16 protein-coding genes and 1 pseudogene are annotated in these 16,571 nt (G+C 65.6%); all 17 read left to right on the top strand.

Features of this window, described 5'->3' with window-relative positions; all coding sequences use genetic code 11:
* The coding region (locus G6N08_RS20060; RefSeq protein WP_371869054.1) for a phage tail tape measure protein at nt 1–2,679 on the top strand (2,679 nt) is incomplete at its 5' end.
* Nucleotides 2,680–3,190: 511 nt separating this feature from the next.
* Nucleotides 3,191–4,096, top strand: coding sequence for a hypothetical protein (locus tag G6N08_RS21390; protein WP_371869053.1), 906 nt, complete (start codon nt 3,191–3,193; stop codon nt 4,094–4,096).
* Entirely contained in the window at nt 4,093–5,181 is a 1,089-nt protein-coding gene (locus G6N08_RS20055) for a hypothetical protein (RefSeq protein ID WP_163760453.1), read from the top strand. Before G6N08_RS21390 ends, G6N08_RS20055 begins: the two co-directional genes overlap by 4 nt.
* Nucleotides 5,182–5,466: 285 nt before the next feature.
* Nucleotides 5,467–6,873 (top strand): Gp37-like protein, encoded by a 1,407-nt coding sequence (locus G6N08_RS20050; protein ID WP_443093850.1) that lies wholly within the window; start codon nt 5,467–5,469, stop codon nt 6,871–6,873.
* Nucleotides 6,874–6,896: 23 nt separating this feature from the next.
* Nucleotides 6,897–7,994: a DUF2460 domain-containing protein gene (locus tag G6N08_RS20045; RefSeq protein ID WP_163760449.1), complete on the top strand. Its 1,098-nt coding sequence runs from the start codon at nt 6,897–6,899 to the stop codon at nt 7,992–7,994.
* Entirely contained in the window at nt 7,991–10,795 is a 2,805-nt protein-coding gene (locus tag G6N08_RS20040; RefSeq protein WP_163760447.1) for a glycine-rich domain-containing protein, read from the top strand. Before G6N08_RS20045 ends, G6N08_RS20040 begins: the two co-directional genes overlap by 4 nt.
* The gene (locus tag G6N08_RS20035) at nt 10,761–11,423 is read left to right on the top strand and encodes a glycine-rich domain-containing protein (protein ID WP_163760445.1); all 663 of its coding nucleotides are present in this window, start codon (nt 10,761–10,763) and stop codon (nt 11,421–11,423) included. Before G6N08_RS20040 ends, G6N08_RS20035 begins: the two co-directional genes overlap by 35 nt.
* A gap of 71 nt (nt 11,424–11,494) precedes the next feature.
* Nucleotides 11,495–11,923: a hypothetical protein gene (locus G6N08_RS20030; protein ID WP_163760443.1), complete on the top strand. Its 429-nt coding sequence runs from the start codon at nt 11,495–11,497 to the stop codon at nt 11,921–11,923.
* A gap of 290 nt (nt 11,924–12,213) precedes the next feature.
* Nucleotides 12,214–12,588: a phospholipase D-like domain-containing protein gene (locus G6N08_RS20025; protein WP_218033402.1), complete on the top strand. Its 375-nt coding sequence runs from the start codon at nt 12,214–12,216 to the stop codon at nt 12,586–12,588.
* Nucleotides 12,588–12,845, top strand: coding sequence for a hypothetical protein (locus tag G6N08_RS20020; RefSeq protein ID WP_003921248.1), 258 nt, complete (start codon nt 12,588–12,590; stop codon nt 12,843–12,845). The genes G6N08_RS20025 and G6N08_RS20020 overlap by 1 nt, the downstream gene beginning before the upstream one ends.
* Nucleotides 12,846–12,854: 9 nt before the next feature.
* Entirely contained in the window at nt 12,855–13,688 is an 834-nt protein-coding gene (locus tag G6N08_RS20015) for a hypothetical protein (RefSeq protein WP_163756920.1), read from the top strand.
* Between the two features lie 71 nt (nt 13,689–13,759).
* Nucleotides 13,760–14,107, top strand: a pseudogene (locus G6N08_RS20010) (C40 family peptidase); the annotation flags it as partial.
* Nucleotides 14,108–14,120: 13 nt separating this feature from the next.
* A complete protein-coding gene (locus G6N08_RS20005; RefSeq protein ID WP_163760441.1) occupies nt 14,121–14,960 on the top strand; it encodes a GH25 family lysozyme in 840 nt (279 codons plus the stop codon).
* Entirely contained in the window at nt 14,960–15,295 is a 336-nt protein-coding gene (locus G6N08_RS20000; RefSeq protein WP_083129667.1) for a hypothetical protein, read from the top strand. The genes G6N08_RS20005 and G6N08_RS20000 overlap by 1 nt, the downstream gene beginning before the upstream one ends.
* On the top strand, nt 15,292–15,831 hold the full coding sequence (locus G6N08_RS19995) for a PE-PPE domain-containing protein (protein ID WP_163756916.1): 540 nt from the start codon (nt 15,292–15,294) through the stop codon (nt 15,829–15,831). The genes G6N08_RS20000 and G6N08_RS19995 overlap by 4 nt, the downstream gene beginning before the upstream one ends.
* Nucleotides 15,824–16,294: a hypothetical protein gene (locus tag G6N08_RS19990; protein ID WP_163756913.1), complete on the top strand. Its 471-nt coding sequence runs from the start codon at nt 15,824–15,826 to the stop codon at nt 16,292–16,294. The genes G6N08_RS19995 and G6N08_RS19990 overlap by 8 nt, the downstream gene beginning before the upstream one ends.
* A gap of 20 nt (nt 16,295–16,314) precedes the next feature.
* Nucleotides 16,315–16,542, top strand: a complete 228-nt coding sequence (locus tag G6N08_RS19985) for a hypothetical protein (RefSeq protein WP_083129665.1) — start codon at nt 16,315–16,317, stop codon at nt 16,540–16,542.
* The last annotated feature ends 29 nt before the right edge of the window (nt 16,543–16,571 follow it).

Genomic DNA, 16,571 nt, shown 5'->3' with positions numbered 1-16,571 from the left:
GCAAGAGTTGTCCAACGCGATGTACAACGTGGAAAAGCCGGGTATCGCGGCGGTGACGGCGTGAACGTGCTCAAATCAGCGGCGCAGGGCGCCAAGTCGGAAAACGCAGACTCAAAGAAGTCCTCCGGTCTGACCACGTCGATGAACGACTTCGGATACGGCCCCGAGCACGCCGCTGATGTCATGTCGAAAATGGTGTCGGCCGTTGGGATGGCGAAAAGCAATTTCGCCGATTTCGCAGGCGCATTGCACACAGCTGAGCCGCTGTTCGCCAACATCGGGAAAAGCCAGGGACTCAACGCTGAACAACTGCATCACTTGATGGCTGACCTGTACGGCGTGACCGCGCAAATGACACAGTCCGGCGACTCGGCGCAGCACGCATCGGAGCTTATCGCGCACGCCATGCAGAAGATGCTCAACCCGACAGCACAGATGCGTGACATGATGGGCGCTCTCGGTCTTGACGCGCAGGACATCCAAGATCACCCAGGCGAGCGCGGACTCGCCGGCACCATGCAACTTCTGCAGCGCGCCGTGCAGGAACACACCAAAGACGGCAAAGTCAATCTTGATGTGCGCTACCAAAGCTCGCAGTTAGCGAGGGCCGAGGAGCAGGCGTTCAACGGGCTGTCACCGGCAGCGAAAGCGGTCGCCCAGCAGATCAAAGACGGCACATTATCGTACAAGGACTGCAAATCGCGCGGCGGCCTCAACGTCGAGCTGGCCAATGAGGTCAGTCAGTGGAACACGCTGCACAACAAGCTGGCCGGCTTCAGCAGTCTGATCAAGTCGGGCATCGGCGACCAGATCGGCTACGACCAGGCGTTGAAACTGCTCACCGGAGACCAGGAAACCCTGCAGGTCGCGCTCCAGACGACCGGCGAGAACGGTGCGAAAGCCAACGAGAAAATCAAAGAGATCGACGGCACCGTCCGCGAACATGACGGCACCGTAAAGGGTTTCGTTGAAACCCAGACCACATTCAACGCCAAGCTAGACCAGGCCAAGTCCGCGTTCGGGGCGGCCGCGATTGCGATCGGTAACGACTTCCTGCCCGCCGCGACGACCGCCCTGAACGTCGTCAAGGACGTAGCTAACGCCCTAGCGCAGCATCCAGGCATCATGCATGGCGTCATCGACGCGCTCGGCGCGCTGGGCGGCGCGTGGGCGATATTCAAGGCCGCCAAGATCGCCGAAACCGTTCTCGCGCCAATCGCCAGCGGGCTCGGCACGATCGTCGCCGAGGAGGACGCGGCCACCGCCTCGACGGGGCGCCTCAGCGGCGCTTTGGGACGTCTCGCCAAGGGGGGCGCCTTGGCTCTCGGCGCGCAGCTTGGCGGTGACGCGCTGCAACACGCGACGGGTCCCAGCGGGTTCTGGCACGGCGCGGCCGTGGTCGGCACCGATGCCGCGACCGGTGCCGCCCTCGGATCGGTGTTCGGGCCTTGGGGAACCGCCATCGGCGGCATAGGCGGCGCGGGCGTAGGGCTCTACCATCAGCTCGCCGGCCACTCCGGCGGTGGCCTGCTGCGCGCTCCTGGGCCGAAAGGCAAAGACTCGGCGCTGTTTTGGGGCGCAGACGGCGAGCACGTCCTGACCGCTGACGACGTGGACGCGATGGGCGGTCACGGCGCGGTGTACGCGTTCCGGCGCGCGCTGCACCGTCAAGGCGGGGGAGCCATCGGACCCGACGTGCAGGCCGCTTACTCGATGATCGGCACGCCCTACAGTCAAGCCACACGCCACGACTGCTCGGGGATGGTGGGCCGCGTCATCGCCGGCGCGCTCGGCATCCCTAACGTCGGATTGCCCACCACCGTCAACATGGGCCAATGGCTGGCGTCGCTGGGGTTCCGGCCCGGCATCGGCGGCCCTGGCACGATCAGCGTCGGCTGGTACGACCACGGCGGCGGCAACGCCGGGCACGCCGCCATGACGCTGTCGGACGGCGAGAACGCCGAAGCCGGCGGCTCGCACGGGAACTTCGTTGTCGGAGCGGGCGCTGCGGGCGCGAACAGCCCTCAGTTCGACCATCACATGTTTTTGCCGATCGGCGACCTGCAAGGCCCACCCGGCTACAGCGCAGGCGGCGGCTTCGGCGGGGCGCCGGAGGTTTCGGCGGCGGCGGCATCGGCGGGCCGGCATCCCGGCCGGCGCAACGCAGGACCAGCCCGGCGGCCAGCCGGGCTACACACGCGCGACGACGAAAGTCGCGGCCGCGCGGGAACGGCTGCGACATCTCGACAACGAGATTCACGACGCCGAAGAACGCCGCAACGAACTCAAAGCAACCGCCAAGCAGTCCGAGCGGGATCGGCTCGACCACGAGATCGAGCACCTGCACACCGAGCGCGATCTGGCGCAGCGCAAGCTCGAAGACGCCGAGCGGGGCGCTTTTCACCCGCTGCGCGGTGGCGCGAACAGTTTCGGCGGGTTGCGGTTCGGCGCACCGCTCGCGGAAGGCTTCGGCCTCTCCGGCGGGGTCAAAGGCTTAGGGGAGTGGCTTGTCACCTTCCTCGCCGACCTGGCGATCGGCCCGATAGAGGGCGCCATGCTGGGCAACGCCATCCGCTCCAGCGCAGTGGGCGCCGACTACGGCTTGGACGCTGGATTGGACTTCGGCGCTCCCGGCGGTTACGCAGACCTCGGCGACTACGGCACACCGCTGCCGCCTAGCAGCGCCGCCACGGCCGGATGGCGAGCCGACGGCGATACGGCCCCACCGGCCGATGGTTCGCCGACCGGCACAGGCGCCGCGTCGGCTGCGCCCGAAGCATCTTCCGCACCGCCGACGCCAGCACCACCGACGCCAGCACCGCCGGGGCCAGCGTCACCGGCGCCGGCGATGTTCCAGCCCCCGCAGCCGGCGCTGACCCACGGTCCCCTGCCTCAGCTCGGGCCGTTCCCAACGCTGCCCGGCGTGGTTGACAAGGCCGCCGGGATCCCGGCGCCTCAGCAGCCGGTACCTCCGGCAATCGAGACATATCTCCGAGTTATTACCGGCCGGGCGTCTGGGCCACGCTTGAGTCTGCCGGGAATGCTCGGCGGCCCAGCGACAGCCCCGCCGAATCGGCAACAGCTCGATCTGTCAAACGTGTTGGGCGCCAGCCCGCCCACGGCACACGCGCCGATACCGATGCCACCGCACCCGATGGGGCCCCCATCCGGGGCGGTGAATCTCGCGCCGATGGATGCGCCGCGCTTCGCTGCCGGCGGCCCGGCCGGCACCGACATCATCCCAGCGTGGCTGTCGCCGGGCGAACACGTGCTCACCGCCGACGACGTGCGCGCGATGGGCGGCCAGGACGCGGTCTATGCGTTCCGTAATGCCCTGCATCGCAATCACGGTGGTGCGGTCTATTTGGTCGGCGGCGGTGACCCGACGCAGCCGCCGCCGCCGACGCCGAAACCACCGGCCGCGCCGCAACAGAAGTCAGGCGGGCAGCCTCATTTGCCGGTCGGCGCGCCGAAATCGCCGGGCCCGGGCAACAAAGGCACCCAGGCCAGCGAAGTGTCGGCCGAGGACCGCTCCGCGCACACCCCGGAAGGTGTCGCCAAACCCGGCGCATCCCAGCGGCTTCCCGGCCAAGACCTGCCCCCCTCGCCGGGGCTCGGTTTCGGCGGCGGCATCATCGGCGCCGCCGAGTCGGCGGCGGCTTCAGCTGGTTCGATGTTTCCCGGCGGCAGCGCGGCCGGCGCCGGGATGCAGGTCGCCTTCCAGGACTTGAACCGCACCGGCGGCTACCTCGGCCAGCTGGGCGGCATCGCCGCCGAAGGCGTTCTCAGCACCTTGATCCCGTCCGATAGCCCGCTGTCGCAGTGGGGCAAAACACTGCCTGGCCGCCTGTTGACAGGTATCGCGGGTGTGCGCCCATCAACGCCGAACACCGCGGGACAGACCCAGCAGCCGCTCACCCCGGCCAGCGGCGGCGACGTGCACAACGGGGACCGGATCGGCTCGCAGTTCAACGCGCCGATCGTCGTGCAAGCCAACAACCCCGACGAGTTCCGTCAACGGTTAATGACCGAGCAAACCGCGCAGTCCAACACTGCCGGACGCCAATTCCCAAGGCCGTACGGATTGCCGCGATGACGACCTACCCTCTGATTTACGCCACCAACGACGCCACGATTCTGCCCCAGGGCGCAGCCGATCTGCTGGACGGCGCAATACCCACTATCAAGTTCACCAGCCCCGACGGAAACTCGAAGTTCACGCTGTGCGGGCCGGAGGCGCCGTGGCCCGGAATCCAAGACGGCATCCTCTTGGTGGACGGATTATCCGGTGTCACACCAGGTTTCAAGCACATCGACCTCAAAGGAGCGCGGCAGCCCGGCGTCACCTGGACCTACACCATGTATGACACCTGCAACTTGACGATGCGTTTGCAGGCGCATGCCACCACCCCGCAAGGCATGTCGCGCCTGGTGTCGGAGTGGATCGGTGCGTGGAACCCGAATCTGCAAGGCTCGCTGGAATATTGGACGGTTGACCGCGGCTATTGGTGGTTCCCGGCCCGCTGGGGCGAGCCGTGGGCGGATCAGATCAAGCAGCTGCCGCGGCTCGTGCTGCATCAGGAGTTCACGCAGAAGATCCGCAACGATCTCGCGTTCTGGCTCGGTGTGCCGTGGACAGACACCTTCCCGCGTGACACGTCGGGGTGGACCGGCTCGGGCTCCGGCTGGTTGCAGTTGGGCAACATCGGTGACCAGGACGGCTGGCCCGCCATCCTGTGCTACGCGGGAACCGAAGACGGGGCCACGTTCAGTTTCGCCAACGGCCCCGGCTCGACAACGATGATCACGTTCGGACCACTGAACGCCGGTGACATTGCGCTGATCAACACTTTATCCCGGCTGCCGCGCGTCGTCGACCTCACCCCGCCACGGTCGCAGGCGCCGCAGTCGGCGTCGCCGTCGCTGCTCGACACGCTCATCAACTTTGTCAGCGGCAACAACGTGCCGCCGCTGCTGCAGCAGTTCGAGTCGGCGTTTGGGGCGCTGCCGCAGACCGCCCCGCTGGCGTCGCTGATCACCGGCAACTACACCAACCCGATTCCCGGTGTGGCGCAGCCACAATACGCGCAGCCAGCGGCTATCGCGTGCTCGATCACCGGCGGCAACCCGGCATCGAAAATGGTCGCCTCTATCACACCGATGAGGGTGTGGCCGGAATGAGCAGCCTTGACCAGCAACAGGTTACGCTGACCGGGCCCGATCCCGTCGCGGCGATGTCGAGTGCGCTGCAATTGGCCCGGCCGCACGAATCCGTGCCGATCAACATGGATGTGCGGCTGTTCGACAACTATTACCGCACCGAATACCAGTGCGGCGACTACATCGAAGTCACCTGCACCTTCCCGCGTCTGAAACTGCCCGACGGCACATTGACGCTCAAAGGACAAGACCCGCTGGCCGAGCTTGCGATCACTTGTCAGACAACGGTCGTTCCCGTGGTGATCGATTTCGAAGGGGAGCCGGCCGCTGGTCGGGCGCATCGACGTCGCGCACGACAAAATCAACCCCGACGGCGCCGAGACCGTAGAGTGCGAACTGGTCGGCGACTTAACGATGCTGGACCGGATTGTCGCATGGCCACAGCCATTCCTGCCTATCGAAGTGCAGCCATCCGAAGCGGTCCTCATCGGACCGGCGATCACAGTGTTCAAAACGCTGGTGGCCGAGAACTGTATGCGGCTGCAACTCGGCCTCTGGGAGCTGTTCAACACGCTCGGCTCCCTCGACTTAGATTGGCGCACCTGGTTCGGCACCATCCTCATGCAAAACAGCATCTCCCTCAGCGAGTTCATGCAAATGGTCACCACTCCGGTGTGCGTGATACCCACCGACCCGCTGACAGACACATCGCCATGGATCGAGGTCAACGGTCGCATGGACACGCTGTGGCAGCTGATGCGACAACAGCTCGCCGACAACGGTATCTATCCCAGCATGGATTTGTGGATGCCCGGCGAGCCGCAACCCGAAGGACTGCTGTGGGATTTACAGGCGCCCACCCTGTGCTTCAACTTGCGCAACTACCTTGGAGTTACGGGTCCGACGGGCACTGTGGTGGACGGCGCTGTCCAGGATTTGGTGGACCTCGAAGGCTCGCTGCTGGGCGGCGTTCTCAACCCCTTCCTGAACCCCGACAACGAGTACGTGCCACCGGGTTCCGACATCGTTATCGCGCCCACGCTCGGGGTGAATTTCGTTCCACCGTGGGTGGTGTTCAACGCTGACGCTGACGACTCGGGAATAGTGTCGATGGATGTCGCCCACCACCATCCGGTGTGCTGGCAGGTCATTCTGGGCGGCAAGTCACCCAAGTGGCTCAACGATTTCATAAACGCCAGCCTGGAATACCTGGTGGACATTCTGATGATGACCATCGGGATCACCGGCATCTCGAACAGCATTTTTGACGGGCTGCTCGACAACGCGTTTCTGGCGTTCGAGCTTTTCGAGTGGTTCGACCGCAGAGTTGCGCTGGGGCCGTACGGGTTTCCTGAGCGGTTTTTCCCCACCCAATCCACATACGACATCGACACGATGTTCGCGGCCATTTCGGCGGGTTGGGACACCAACGGATACCCGGCGGCGCAGTTAACGTTCTACCACGGCATGCCGTGGCGGCTGTTCAAAGACGTTTTCCCCGGCCAACTGGCGTCGCTCATCCGCCGCGGCGTCCTCTACACCGATTATCTCGACGAGATCAAAGTCATCGACAACGCAGAGATACGGTGCCGTATCGATGTCCAAGTTGGCGACGGGCGCCGCGAAGAAGCGCCTATGACATTGATCCAACGCAAAATAGTTGACGTTGAGCAGGGGTTGATGCTTGCGCTCGGCGCTCCCCCCAACGGCTAAAAAACAGGAAAAGGGCAGCGGGTGTGAGTATTTACGGCGAAGCCCCGTCCGGGGCTGTTAACGGAACCAACACCGTTTTCACTACGTCGCAGCCGTTCTACCCTGGCAGCACTCGGGTCTACGTGAACGGTGAACGCCAACACGACGGCGTTGACTACAGCGAGGATCCGCCGTCAACTCTGACATTCGCGCAACCGCCGGCGAACGGGGCTGTGATCCTGGTTGACTATGACATCACCGCGCAGGGTGCGAATTATCCGCTAGGTCAATGGAATTGGAACCCTGAGGGTTACCCCGCCGGTTCGGTGCTGTATTACGGGCCGGTCCTGTGGCCGGCGGGGATAGACCCCGGTTCGACGAAAACCGCTGTCATGGTGTTCGGGCCGGGCGGCGCACAAGCAAACGGGATACCTCCGCTGGCCGCCGGCCAGCCCGGTCCCCCACCACAGTTGGCCATCGGCAACGTCAACACGCTAGCCGCGGGCAGCAGCGCTACCGCCGACCTGCGCGAAACAGCGCCGGGTGGCCCCGGGATCCCGTCCGCGTACGCGCTGGACCTCGGGCTGCCGCAAGGTTCACCGGGCACCGTCGGCAGCTTCCTCATCGCCAGCGCCGAAGACCTGGTGGGAACCCTAGTCAACGGCGCGACGCTGCTGTTCAACTCGGCGACCGGAAAATTCTACCCGGCTCCGCTGCCATTCCTGTTCGCCTACAACGTCACCGGGATACCCACCACCGGAACCTCGGGCGGCCAAGTGCGCACGTTGTCATCGCTGACGATACCTGCCCAGACCCAGCCGTATCTTCCGCTGGTGTTCGCCTCCGTTGAGGTCGCGGGCACCGTGAACACGAAGGTGGATTTGGTGGCCCGGCTAGGCGGCGCACCAAACACACAGGAGGCGCCGAGATCGGCCGCGGATTCGGCACGCTGGGCGCGGCGCCCCGGCGCCTGTGATCATCCCCGAGTTCGGGGCTTTGCTCAACGGGGCTCGGTCGGTCAAGTCGGCGCCGGAACGTCCGCCACCGTGTATTTGAACGCCGAGCAGCAAGCGGCGACAACTGACGAATACTCCACCGGCCGCTGCGTGTTCACCGTGGTAGGGGCGCCGCTGTCGTCATGACCAGTCCAGCGCCGAATTGGACGACACCGGACCCGTCCGTACACTACCCGCCAGGCAGCTCGCTGAATGTTGCGCCGTTCACCCCGCAGCAGATTGAGGCGATCGGCCAGCAGCTCATAGAGGGATTCCTGCGCTGGGTTGTCCAAGCGTTGATCGGCGTGGTCACCGGCCAAAACCTCAGCGGTGTGCTCGCGCAGCTGTCGTCGTGGTCGAACACCTTGCAGTCCGACATCAACGACGCCGCAACCGATGTGCAGCAGGCCATCGACAACGTGGTCCAGTTGTTCGGCGGCTCCGGCACCAACAACCCGGTGTCGCAGATCCTGTCGCAAGGCAAAGACGCGATCAACCAGCTGGTCAACTCGCTGCAAGGCTTGTTGACCGGAAACCCGTTCGGGGACTTCGCTAACGCGCTGCAGGCCATCCCCGGATTGAACATCGCCGGCCAGCTGCGCCCCGCAACCGGTGTTGTGCTCGCGGGCGCGCACATCGTCGACATCAACCCCGAACTGCTGTGGGCGCCCGGCTTCGACACCGCGGCGTCGGTGTCGGCGCGCGCCCCGCAGATCACCTGGGACGGCACCACCGGGCGCACCAACCCCGGTTCGCTGCTGATCCAACCCGACGGCGCATACCTCTACTCCGATGTCGGCAACCCGATCCCGGTCACGCCCGGCGAGCAGCTCGCCATGTCGATCTGGGCGAAGTGGGCCGGTCTCGTCTACACCGGAACCAACCCAATCCGGCTGGAGGTGCTGCAGTACAAGTTCGCCGGTATGCAGGTGCCGCAACGCGTGTCATCGGTCGTGCTGGCCGAGTTCACCAACCCGCCAGCGAGCCAGTCGGTGTGGCAGCAGCTTTCGCAAACCTTCACCGTCCCGATTGACGGCAGCGTTGACACGGTCTTTCTGCGCCCCCTGGTGGACGCGATTGCGACTGCGGGGCAGGTGTGGTTCGACGACGGCTCGGTGAAGAAGGTCAACACGATCCCCTCGAGTCTGCTGTCCGGCGTTCCCGCGTCCGCCATCCAGGGGATTCAGGGCATCGAAGACATCGGCTCGACGATCCAAAACATGTGGGACAACCTCGCCACCACACTGGCGAACGCGCTCAATCTGTCGGGGGTGTCGAGCAGCGGCAACCCGCTGTCGACGGTGACGCAGGCGGTGCAGAGCGCCGCGCACGTCACCGTCAACGCGATGACGTTGGCGCAGAACGCCACCAACACGCTCGGCATTCAGGACAACCGGGCGGTCTCGGCCGGCCTTGAGGAAACCGTCGAGTCCAACATGAGCCTGCAATCGCTGGGCTCCGGTTCGGCTCCCTCGACGGTGACGGCGACCCAATCCGCGTCGGCCGGCGGCTTTCTGCGCGCCAGCCAGGCGAAAACCCTCGGCTTTCACCAGTGGTGGGGCTACTACTCCGGCACCGTCACAGCGTTCTACCTGAACTTCGCCAAGATGGACAGCTCCGGCAACATCACGCCGCTGTTCAGCTCCGGCGACCTGCACACCAACCTGTCGACGACCGGGCAGTGGAACGTCTACACCTTCCCCTACGCAGACGAAATCCCGGTCAACCCAGGCGATGTCATCCTGGTCGAATACCAGGTCGTCGGCTCCGGCACCGTGTACATCGCCGGGCTGGGCCAATCTTGGCAAACCGACCACCCGAGCGCGAACACGAAACAGACCGGCTTCACCCGCAACACCGGATCCAGCGGGCCCACCGCGCTATCGAGCGGCATCACCTACACCGGCAACACCCCATACGTCGGGCTCGGGGTGAGCAACGTACCGCCGAACTACCAGCCACCCGTAACGAGCACCTACGCCGCGGCCGGCCAATACACCTTCACGCTGCCGCCTTGGATGGTTGCGGGCAACAAGCTCGACCTTGTCGGCGTCGGCGGCGGCGGCGCCGGCCAGGGCGCGGAAGTCTTCATCGGAGGGCAGGGCGGTTCGGCCGGCAGCTGGAACGTGGGAACCCTGGTTGTCGGAACCGATATTGCGCCCGGCGGCACGATCACCGTCACCGTGGGTGCCGGTGGGCCGCAGCAGATTCAATACTTCACCGCCGGACTTCCAGGCACCGCGACCACATTCCAGTGGACCGACCCTGGGGGCACCCAGCACACACTGACCTGTCCCGGCGGCGCAGGGGGATCGGGCTTCCTCCCAACCAGTCAATTCGGCGCCTCACCCGGAAACGAAACCTACAACGGCGTCATCTATTACGGCGGGGGCACGGTGTTCGACAGCTTCGCCGGCAGCGCGCCCGGGGTGGTGGCGGCGGTGCGGCGCCGTATTTGTTCGGCGGCGCGGGCGCTGATGGCCAAGCATGGATTAGGGCGTACCAGTCATGACGCTGCCGTTCGGGGACAGTGTTTGGTCTGCACCGCCCTCGTCGACGGGCTGGTGGCCGGTGATCGACGCAGCAGTCACCGTCCCGGCCATGTCGGCGATCGCGAAGATGCCCGCGCCCAGCATTCAGGACTCCATCATGATGGTGGTTCCCGGAATGCAGGCCGTCGCAACGATGCCCGCACCCACGGTGGGGGTCATCGTGCCGGCCCCGGCGATGGCCGCCACCGCAACCATGCCTGCGCCGGCCCTCTCAACGAGCGGCACGATCACACCACCCGCGATGGCCGCGGCCGCCTCCATGCCGGCGCCCACCGCGACCGTCTCGTCGTCCACGCCGTTCAACGAGACCAACACTGCGCGCACCAACCAGCCCGTCCCGGCCGGCACCAAAGGCTGCTACGTGACGCTGATCGGCGGCGGCGGTGCAGGCGGTAACGGCGGCCTGTCCGGCGGCGGCGGTGGCGGTGGTGGCGGCGGCCGTATCGATCGGGTATGGATCCCTGTCGCTTCCCTGGGCTCCACGTACTCGGTCGGAGTGGGTGCCGGAGGGGCGTCGTCAGGTGGCAACGGCACCGCGTCGACGTTCACCTCGGGCGGCGTCGCGCTGTCGGCCGGGGGCGGCCAGGGCGGCTCAACCGGCGGCACTCCCGGCGCTGGCGGCACATCGTCGGCGACCGGGGTTTCTGCGACCACACACACCGGAACCGCCGGCGGCTGGGGCAGCACCTCTTACGGAGACGCCGGAACCAGCGACACCACCAACAACGTCGGCTGCGGTGGTGGCGGTGGCGGCGAGGGCTTCTTGGGCGCTGGCGCTGGCGGCAGTGGCGGCAGCTCGAATACCGTGACCGGCGGTTCGGGCAGCAGTAGCAGCGGCGCGACACCAGCCAACGCGGCCGCCGGTAACGGAGGCGCAGGCGGCGGCGGCGGCTGCAACGGCACCGGCGGTAACGGCGGCCTGTACGGCGGCGGCGGTGGCGGCGGCGGTGGCGGCGCCATCGGCCTCAATGGGTACGCCGGTGGCTCCGGCGGCGGCGGCTACACGCTCATCGAATGGAACTAGCCCGCTGACAGCGGCTCTCAAACGAAAACCCCTCCCGCACAACACGTCCGCAGAAAGGCGGCTTCATCAGCATGGCCGTAACCGCTCACTTCTACAACAGCTTCTTCACTGCGCTGGCGCAGGGAAAGATCAACCTGACATCGGACACACTCAAGCTGGCGCTCGTCGGCTCCGGCTACACACCCAACCAAGCCGCCGACCAGTTCTGGTCGACGCCGCAGGCGTATGAGATCAGCGGCCCCGGCTACACCGCCGGGGGTGTGGTGATCGGGTCGATCGTAATCACCCCAGCAGGTTGGGATTTCACCGGCGCCAACGCGCAATGGTCCAACGCCACATTCTCCGCGTACAAGGCAGTGCTCTACGACGCCAAAACCGGCTCAGCCGCAACCGATCCGCTGATCGGCTGGGTCGACTTCGGCGGGGTGCAGTCCCCGTCCAACGGCGTGTTCGCGGTGAACTGGTCGGCAGACGGCATCGGCGTCATCACACCCGCCTGACATGAGCGCAACCGGCTGGCTGACCGCCTTCGCGACCGGCGGCCTCGCCTCAGCTGCCATCGGCGCCATCCTCGAATACGTCGGCCACGCCATCCATCACGGCCACAAGGACAACAAATGAGCACCCGCGCTCACCCTCTCTACAGCCTGTCGGTGCTCGACAAATACCGCACCCAACCGCTGCCGCCCGGCTATCCCGAGCACCGGCGCACCCTCTACGCCCCGGTCGACGACGTGCACGGCGCATTGTGCTATCTGCTCAACAGCGCCCAGCACTCCTGGTTGTCGCCATGTACGGATTTGACGACCCGCAGCTCGCAGAAATACTGCGCAGCAAGCTCGTTCAAGAGCACTGCTACGTGCAGCTCACCCTGGACAGCTCGCAGGCCGGCGGCGTCCACGAACGCCAGCTGCTCGCCCAGCAGGACTATCCGGCGTCGTCGATCGCTATCGGACGAAGCGAACACGGCCGCATCATGCACATGAAAATGGTTGTGGTCGACAACCTTTGGGTGGTTCAGGGCTCAACCAACTGGAGCGACGCGGGCGAACGCTTGCAGGACAACGAAATGAGCGTCACCGCCGACCCCTACGTCGCCGCCGAGGCCCGGGGCCGCATCGACGCCATCCACGCCAACATGCTCGGCAAACAGAAAGGTTCCTGATGCCCGCACCCAAGAAAGCAACCGCGGTCAAACAGGTGGCCGCCAAACACCGCCCCACTATTGCGCTTCCGCTGTTCGGCACGGTGCCGGTGCCGGAGCTCGACCAGCTGGCCTACTACGGCGGTGTGGCTGCGCTGGCAGCGCTCGAGCTGATCGAGTGGCCGATCGCCGCCATCGTCGCCGCCGGGCACGTCCTGGCCCACAACCGCCACAACAAAGCGCTCGCCGAGCTCGGCGAAGCACTCGAGCAAGCATAGGAGACCGCCGTGAAATACAAGCTCGGATTGAAGCCCGTCCACACCCATCCGCGAATCCGGCTGTGCGACTACTACACCAGCGACCTGCCAAGCGTTGATTCGCTGAAGTTCCCGCTCGGGCACGCCGGTCTGGTCAAGCCGCGAATGTACCTCAACGACCGGATCGGTGACTGCGCAATCGCGGGCAGCATCGAGGAGATCCGCCTGGCGAACGCGCTGCGCGGCGTCACCGTCAACTTCACCGACGACACCGCGGTGCAGAACTACTCGGAGATCACCGGATACAACCCCGCCGATCCCGGCAGCGACCAAGGCACCGACGTCCACGAACTCTACGAATTCCGGCAGAACACTGGCATCGTGGACGCGGACGGCAACCGGCACAAGATCGTCGCCTACGCCGGGCTGACACCGGGGGACTGGGACGAAATGCTGATCGCGTTGAGCCTGTTTGAAGTGGTGGGTGTGGGAATCCTGGTTCCCGACTACGCGGAAGCGCAGTTCGAATCCGGGCAAGCGTGGCATCTCATCCCCGGCCGTCACCGGGTCGAAGGCGGACATTACATTCCGGTGTGGGGCGCCTCCGACCGCCACACCGCGCAGCTGCCCACATGGGGCGGTGACGGCGCCATCACCGCGCCGTTCTTCAGCGCCTTCAACACCGTCGCTGTCGTCGCGCTCACCGAGGAAATGTTCACCGGCGGCAAGAGCCCCGCGGGTGTCGACTTCGACAAGCTGTCCAGTGATCTTCGCAAGCTGGACACCGGACCCGTGCTAGCCCCGACGCCGCGACGGCGTCCGCGCAAAGACAGCGACGAGCTGGCGCCGCGTCCTGGACCGTGATCCGAACTGGCGCGACCGTGCTCGCCGCGCATCTGTTGTTGCTCAGCGCGATGTCCCCGCAATCGAAGGCTGACGCTGCCACTGTTGTGGCGGTGGCCCGTACCGCGATCGGCAGACCCTACCAGTGGGGCGCGGCGGGTCCGGATGCGTTCGACTGCTCCGGGCTGGTCGTGTGGGCGTACGCGCAAGTCGGCATCACGCTGCCGCATTCGAGTCAGGCGCTCGCGGTCGGCGGCCAGCCGGTCGACCGCCCCGACCTGCAGCCCGGCGACGTGGTCACCTTCTACCCCGACGCCTCCCACACCGCGATCTACAGCGGCGACGGCAACATCATCCAAGCCGCCACCTACGGGGTGCCAGTAGAAGAAGTGCCGATAGTCCAAGGCGGCCCGTTCCACAACGCACGCAGATACGTCTAAGGAGGAAAAACAGGTGACGCTGTACGGAGTGGATTTATCCAATAACAACTGGGGTGGCCAGCCAGCGGCGGCCATCGTTTCGGCCCTCAACGAGATCATCTCCGAAGGTTTCACGTGGATCGAGCACAAAGTATCGGAAGGAAACTACTACCGAGACCCGTACTGGCCGACCGTATGGGACTGGGCGCAGCAGACCGGAAACCTGGTTGTCGGCTACCACTATGTCACCACCAACGATGCGGCGCAGCAGGCGCAAACCTATCTGGCCAACGACCCGAGTAACGGGGCGGCGCCGTGCATGCTGGACTTCGAAGCCAACTCCGGTGACATCACCAACTTTTGGGCGGTGTGGAACGCGTTCGTCGCGGCGGGTGTCAACATGCGGCTGTCCTATATACCGCACTGGTATTGGCAGCAGATCGGCTCCCCCGACCTGTCCGGTGTGGTCGGGCTGGTGTCGTCGGCCTACTACGAAGAGGGCAACTACGCCAGCGCCGAATACGCCGACGCGGGCGGCGACAACGGCCAAGGCTGGACCGGCTACGGCGGCGCCACCCCCGTCATTTGGCAATTCACCGACGCCGCGCTGGTTGCGGGAATGTCCGTGGACGCCAACGCGTTTCGTGGCTCTGTTGATGATCTGAGATCACTACTAGGTATAGGAGGACTATTTATGGCGTTGACCGACGCTGAGCAGCAAGAGCTGCTGCAAAAGGTACGAGAGGTCTGGGACCAGCTGCGCGGACCCAACGGTCAAGGCTGGCCTCAGCTCGGCCAAAACGCGCAAGGCCAAAACCTCACGCCGGTCGACGCGCTCGCGTCGGTCAAGAACTCTATCGAAGGGAAGCAATGATGAGTGACGCCAACAGCTTGCAGGCCGACGTCTCTGGGGTGAAAGTCGATGGGACACCGATGCCGTGGCGCAACGTGCTGGCGCGGCATCCTCGCAACATCGGCGATATCGTCAACGACCCGGCGCGCGGCCCCTGGAACTCTACCCACAACGGTCAGAGCTATCAGGGCACCTATGACGCGTTCGAGCAGCAGGTCACCGTCGCCGAGCAGATCGCGTGGACGCACGTCTTCTCCGACGGCATCGAACGCGACTCCGGGGACGTGCTGATCGAGTTGATGGAATTCGCGATCCAGTGGCGCAAAGCCAACGGTCTTCCGACGAGCGCGAAATGACCGGGTGGGCGGACCTGCAGGCCGGCATCTCCGGTGTTGTGAAGGTCCGGCACGCTGTGCTCACCGTGGGCGGCACGTGGGAGTCGGCGCCGGGCACCCAGTACCCGTCGATGGTGGTCGCCGGGCTAAACACCTACGTCGATGACGGGTTGTGCTACGAGGTTGCGGTGCCCTACCCGGCGTCGTTCGGCCCGGTGGGCGGTTCGGCCTCGTCGCCGAGCTACCAGCAGTCGGTCGCTGACGGCTACAACTGGATCGCGGAATGGCTCGCCGCCAACCCGTTGCAGACGTTCGTCCTCGGAGGCTACAGCCAAGGCGCCGAGGTGGTGTCACGCGTCGCGATCGACATCATGGACGGCCCTCTCGCGCAGTACGCCCCGAATTTCGTGGGCGGCTACACGTTCGGAAACCCGTGCCGCGGAGCCGGTTTCTACGCCCCAGGTATCGCCGACCCAGGGGGGCACGGCATCTCGTCGCTGAACATGACCGAGCTGCCGATGCGCGACGGGCAGGTCGTGGGCCGACTACGTGCATAGCCCGGCCAATGGCGACGCCGGCCTCGACATGTACGCGAGCGTCCCCAACGGCCAAGTCGGGCAGGACATGACCGACGTCTACACCGTGGCCACCGGCCTGCAGTTCAACGACCTCGGCGCACTGACCACCGACATTGTCAACGCACTGGTCATGGCCGTCAAAGATCTCGGTCTGATCCCGGCGTTCACCGGCGGCATCGCCGGGCTGGCGGCCGCCGGACTGGGCGCGCTCGAGGGACTGCTGATCGGGTTGATCAGCGGGCCGCAGGCCAACGCCACCGGCACCCAGGCCGCCGTCGAGGCCGCGCTGCAGGGCATCGACTTCCTGGCTGCGCCCGGCGGCCCAACCGCACCGCACATCAGCTACGTCGGCGAGATCGGCGGCTACTCAAACCTTGTCGCCAACGCCGTGGGTTTCCTGCACAACATCGCAACACTCACAGCCGCCCGCGCGGCGGCCTAAACCCCGAAAGGTCATCGAAGATGAGTATCAAACTCCCGTTTAAGCCGTCCAAGGCAGCGCAGGCCGCGGTCGCGGTCCTGGCCGCCACTGGCTCTGTCGGTACCTACGCGCTGCATGAGTTCGCCGGCATCCTTCCCGAGACGTGGGCCGGCGCGATCAGCAGCGGCTTGGCGGTGATTGCCGCTGTGGCGGGCTTCATCAAGACCGCAGAGCCGCTGATCGACGACCTCGACCAGTTCGCCTCCTGATGGGCGAGCCGACCACCCTGATCGGGCTG

This window comes from Mycobacterium botniense (assembly GCF_010723305.1).
Lineage (GTDB): Bacteria > Actinomycetota > Actinomycetes > Mycobacteriales > Mycobacteriaceae > Mycobacterium > Mycobacterium botniense.
Note: the sequence above shows the minus strand (reverse complement) of the source record. Positions and strands in the feature narration are given on the sequence as shown.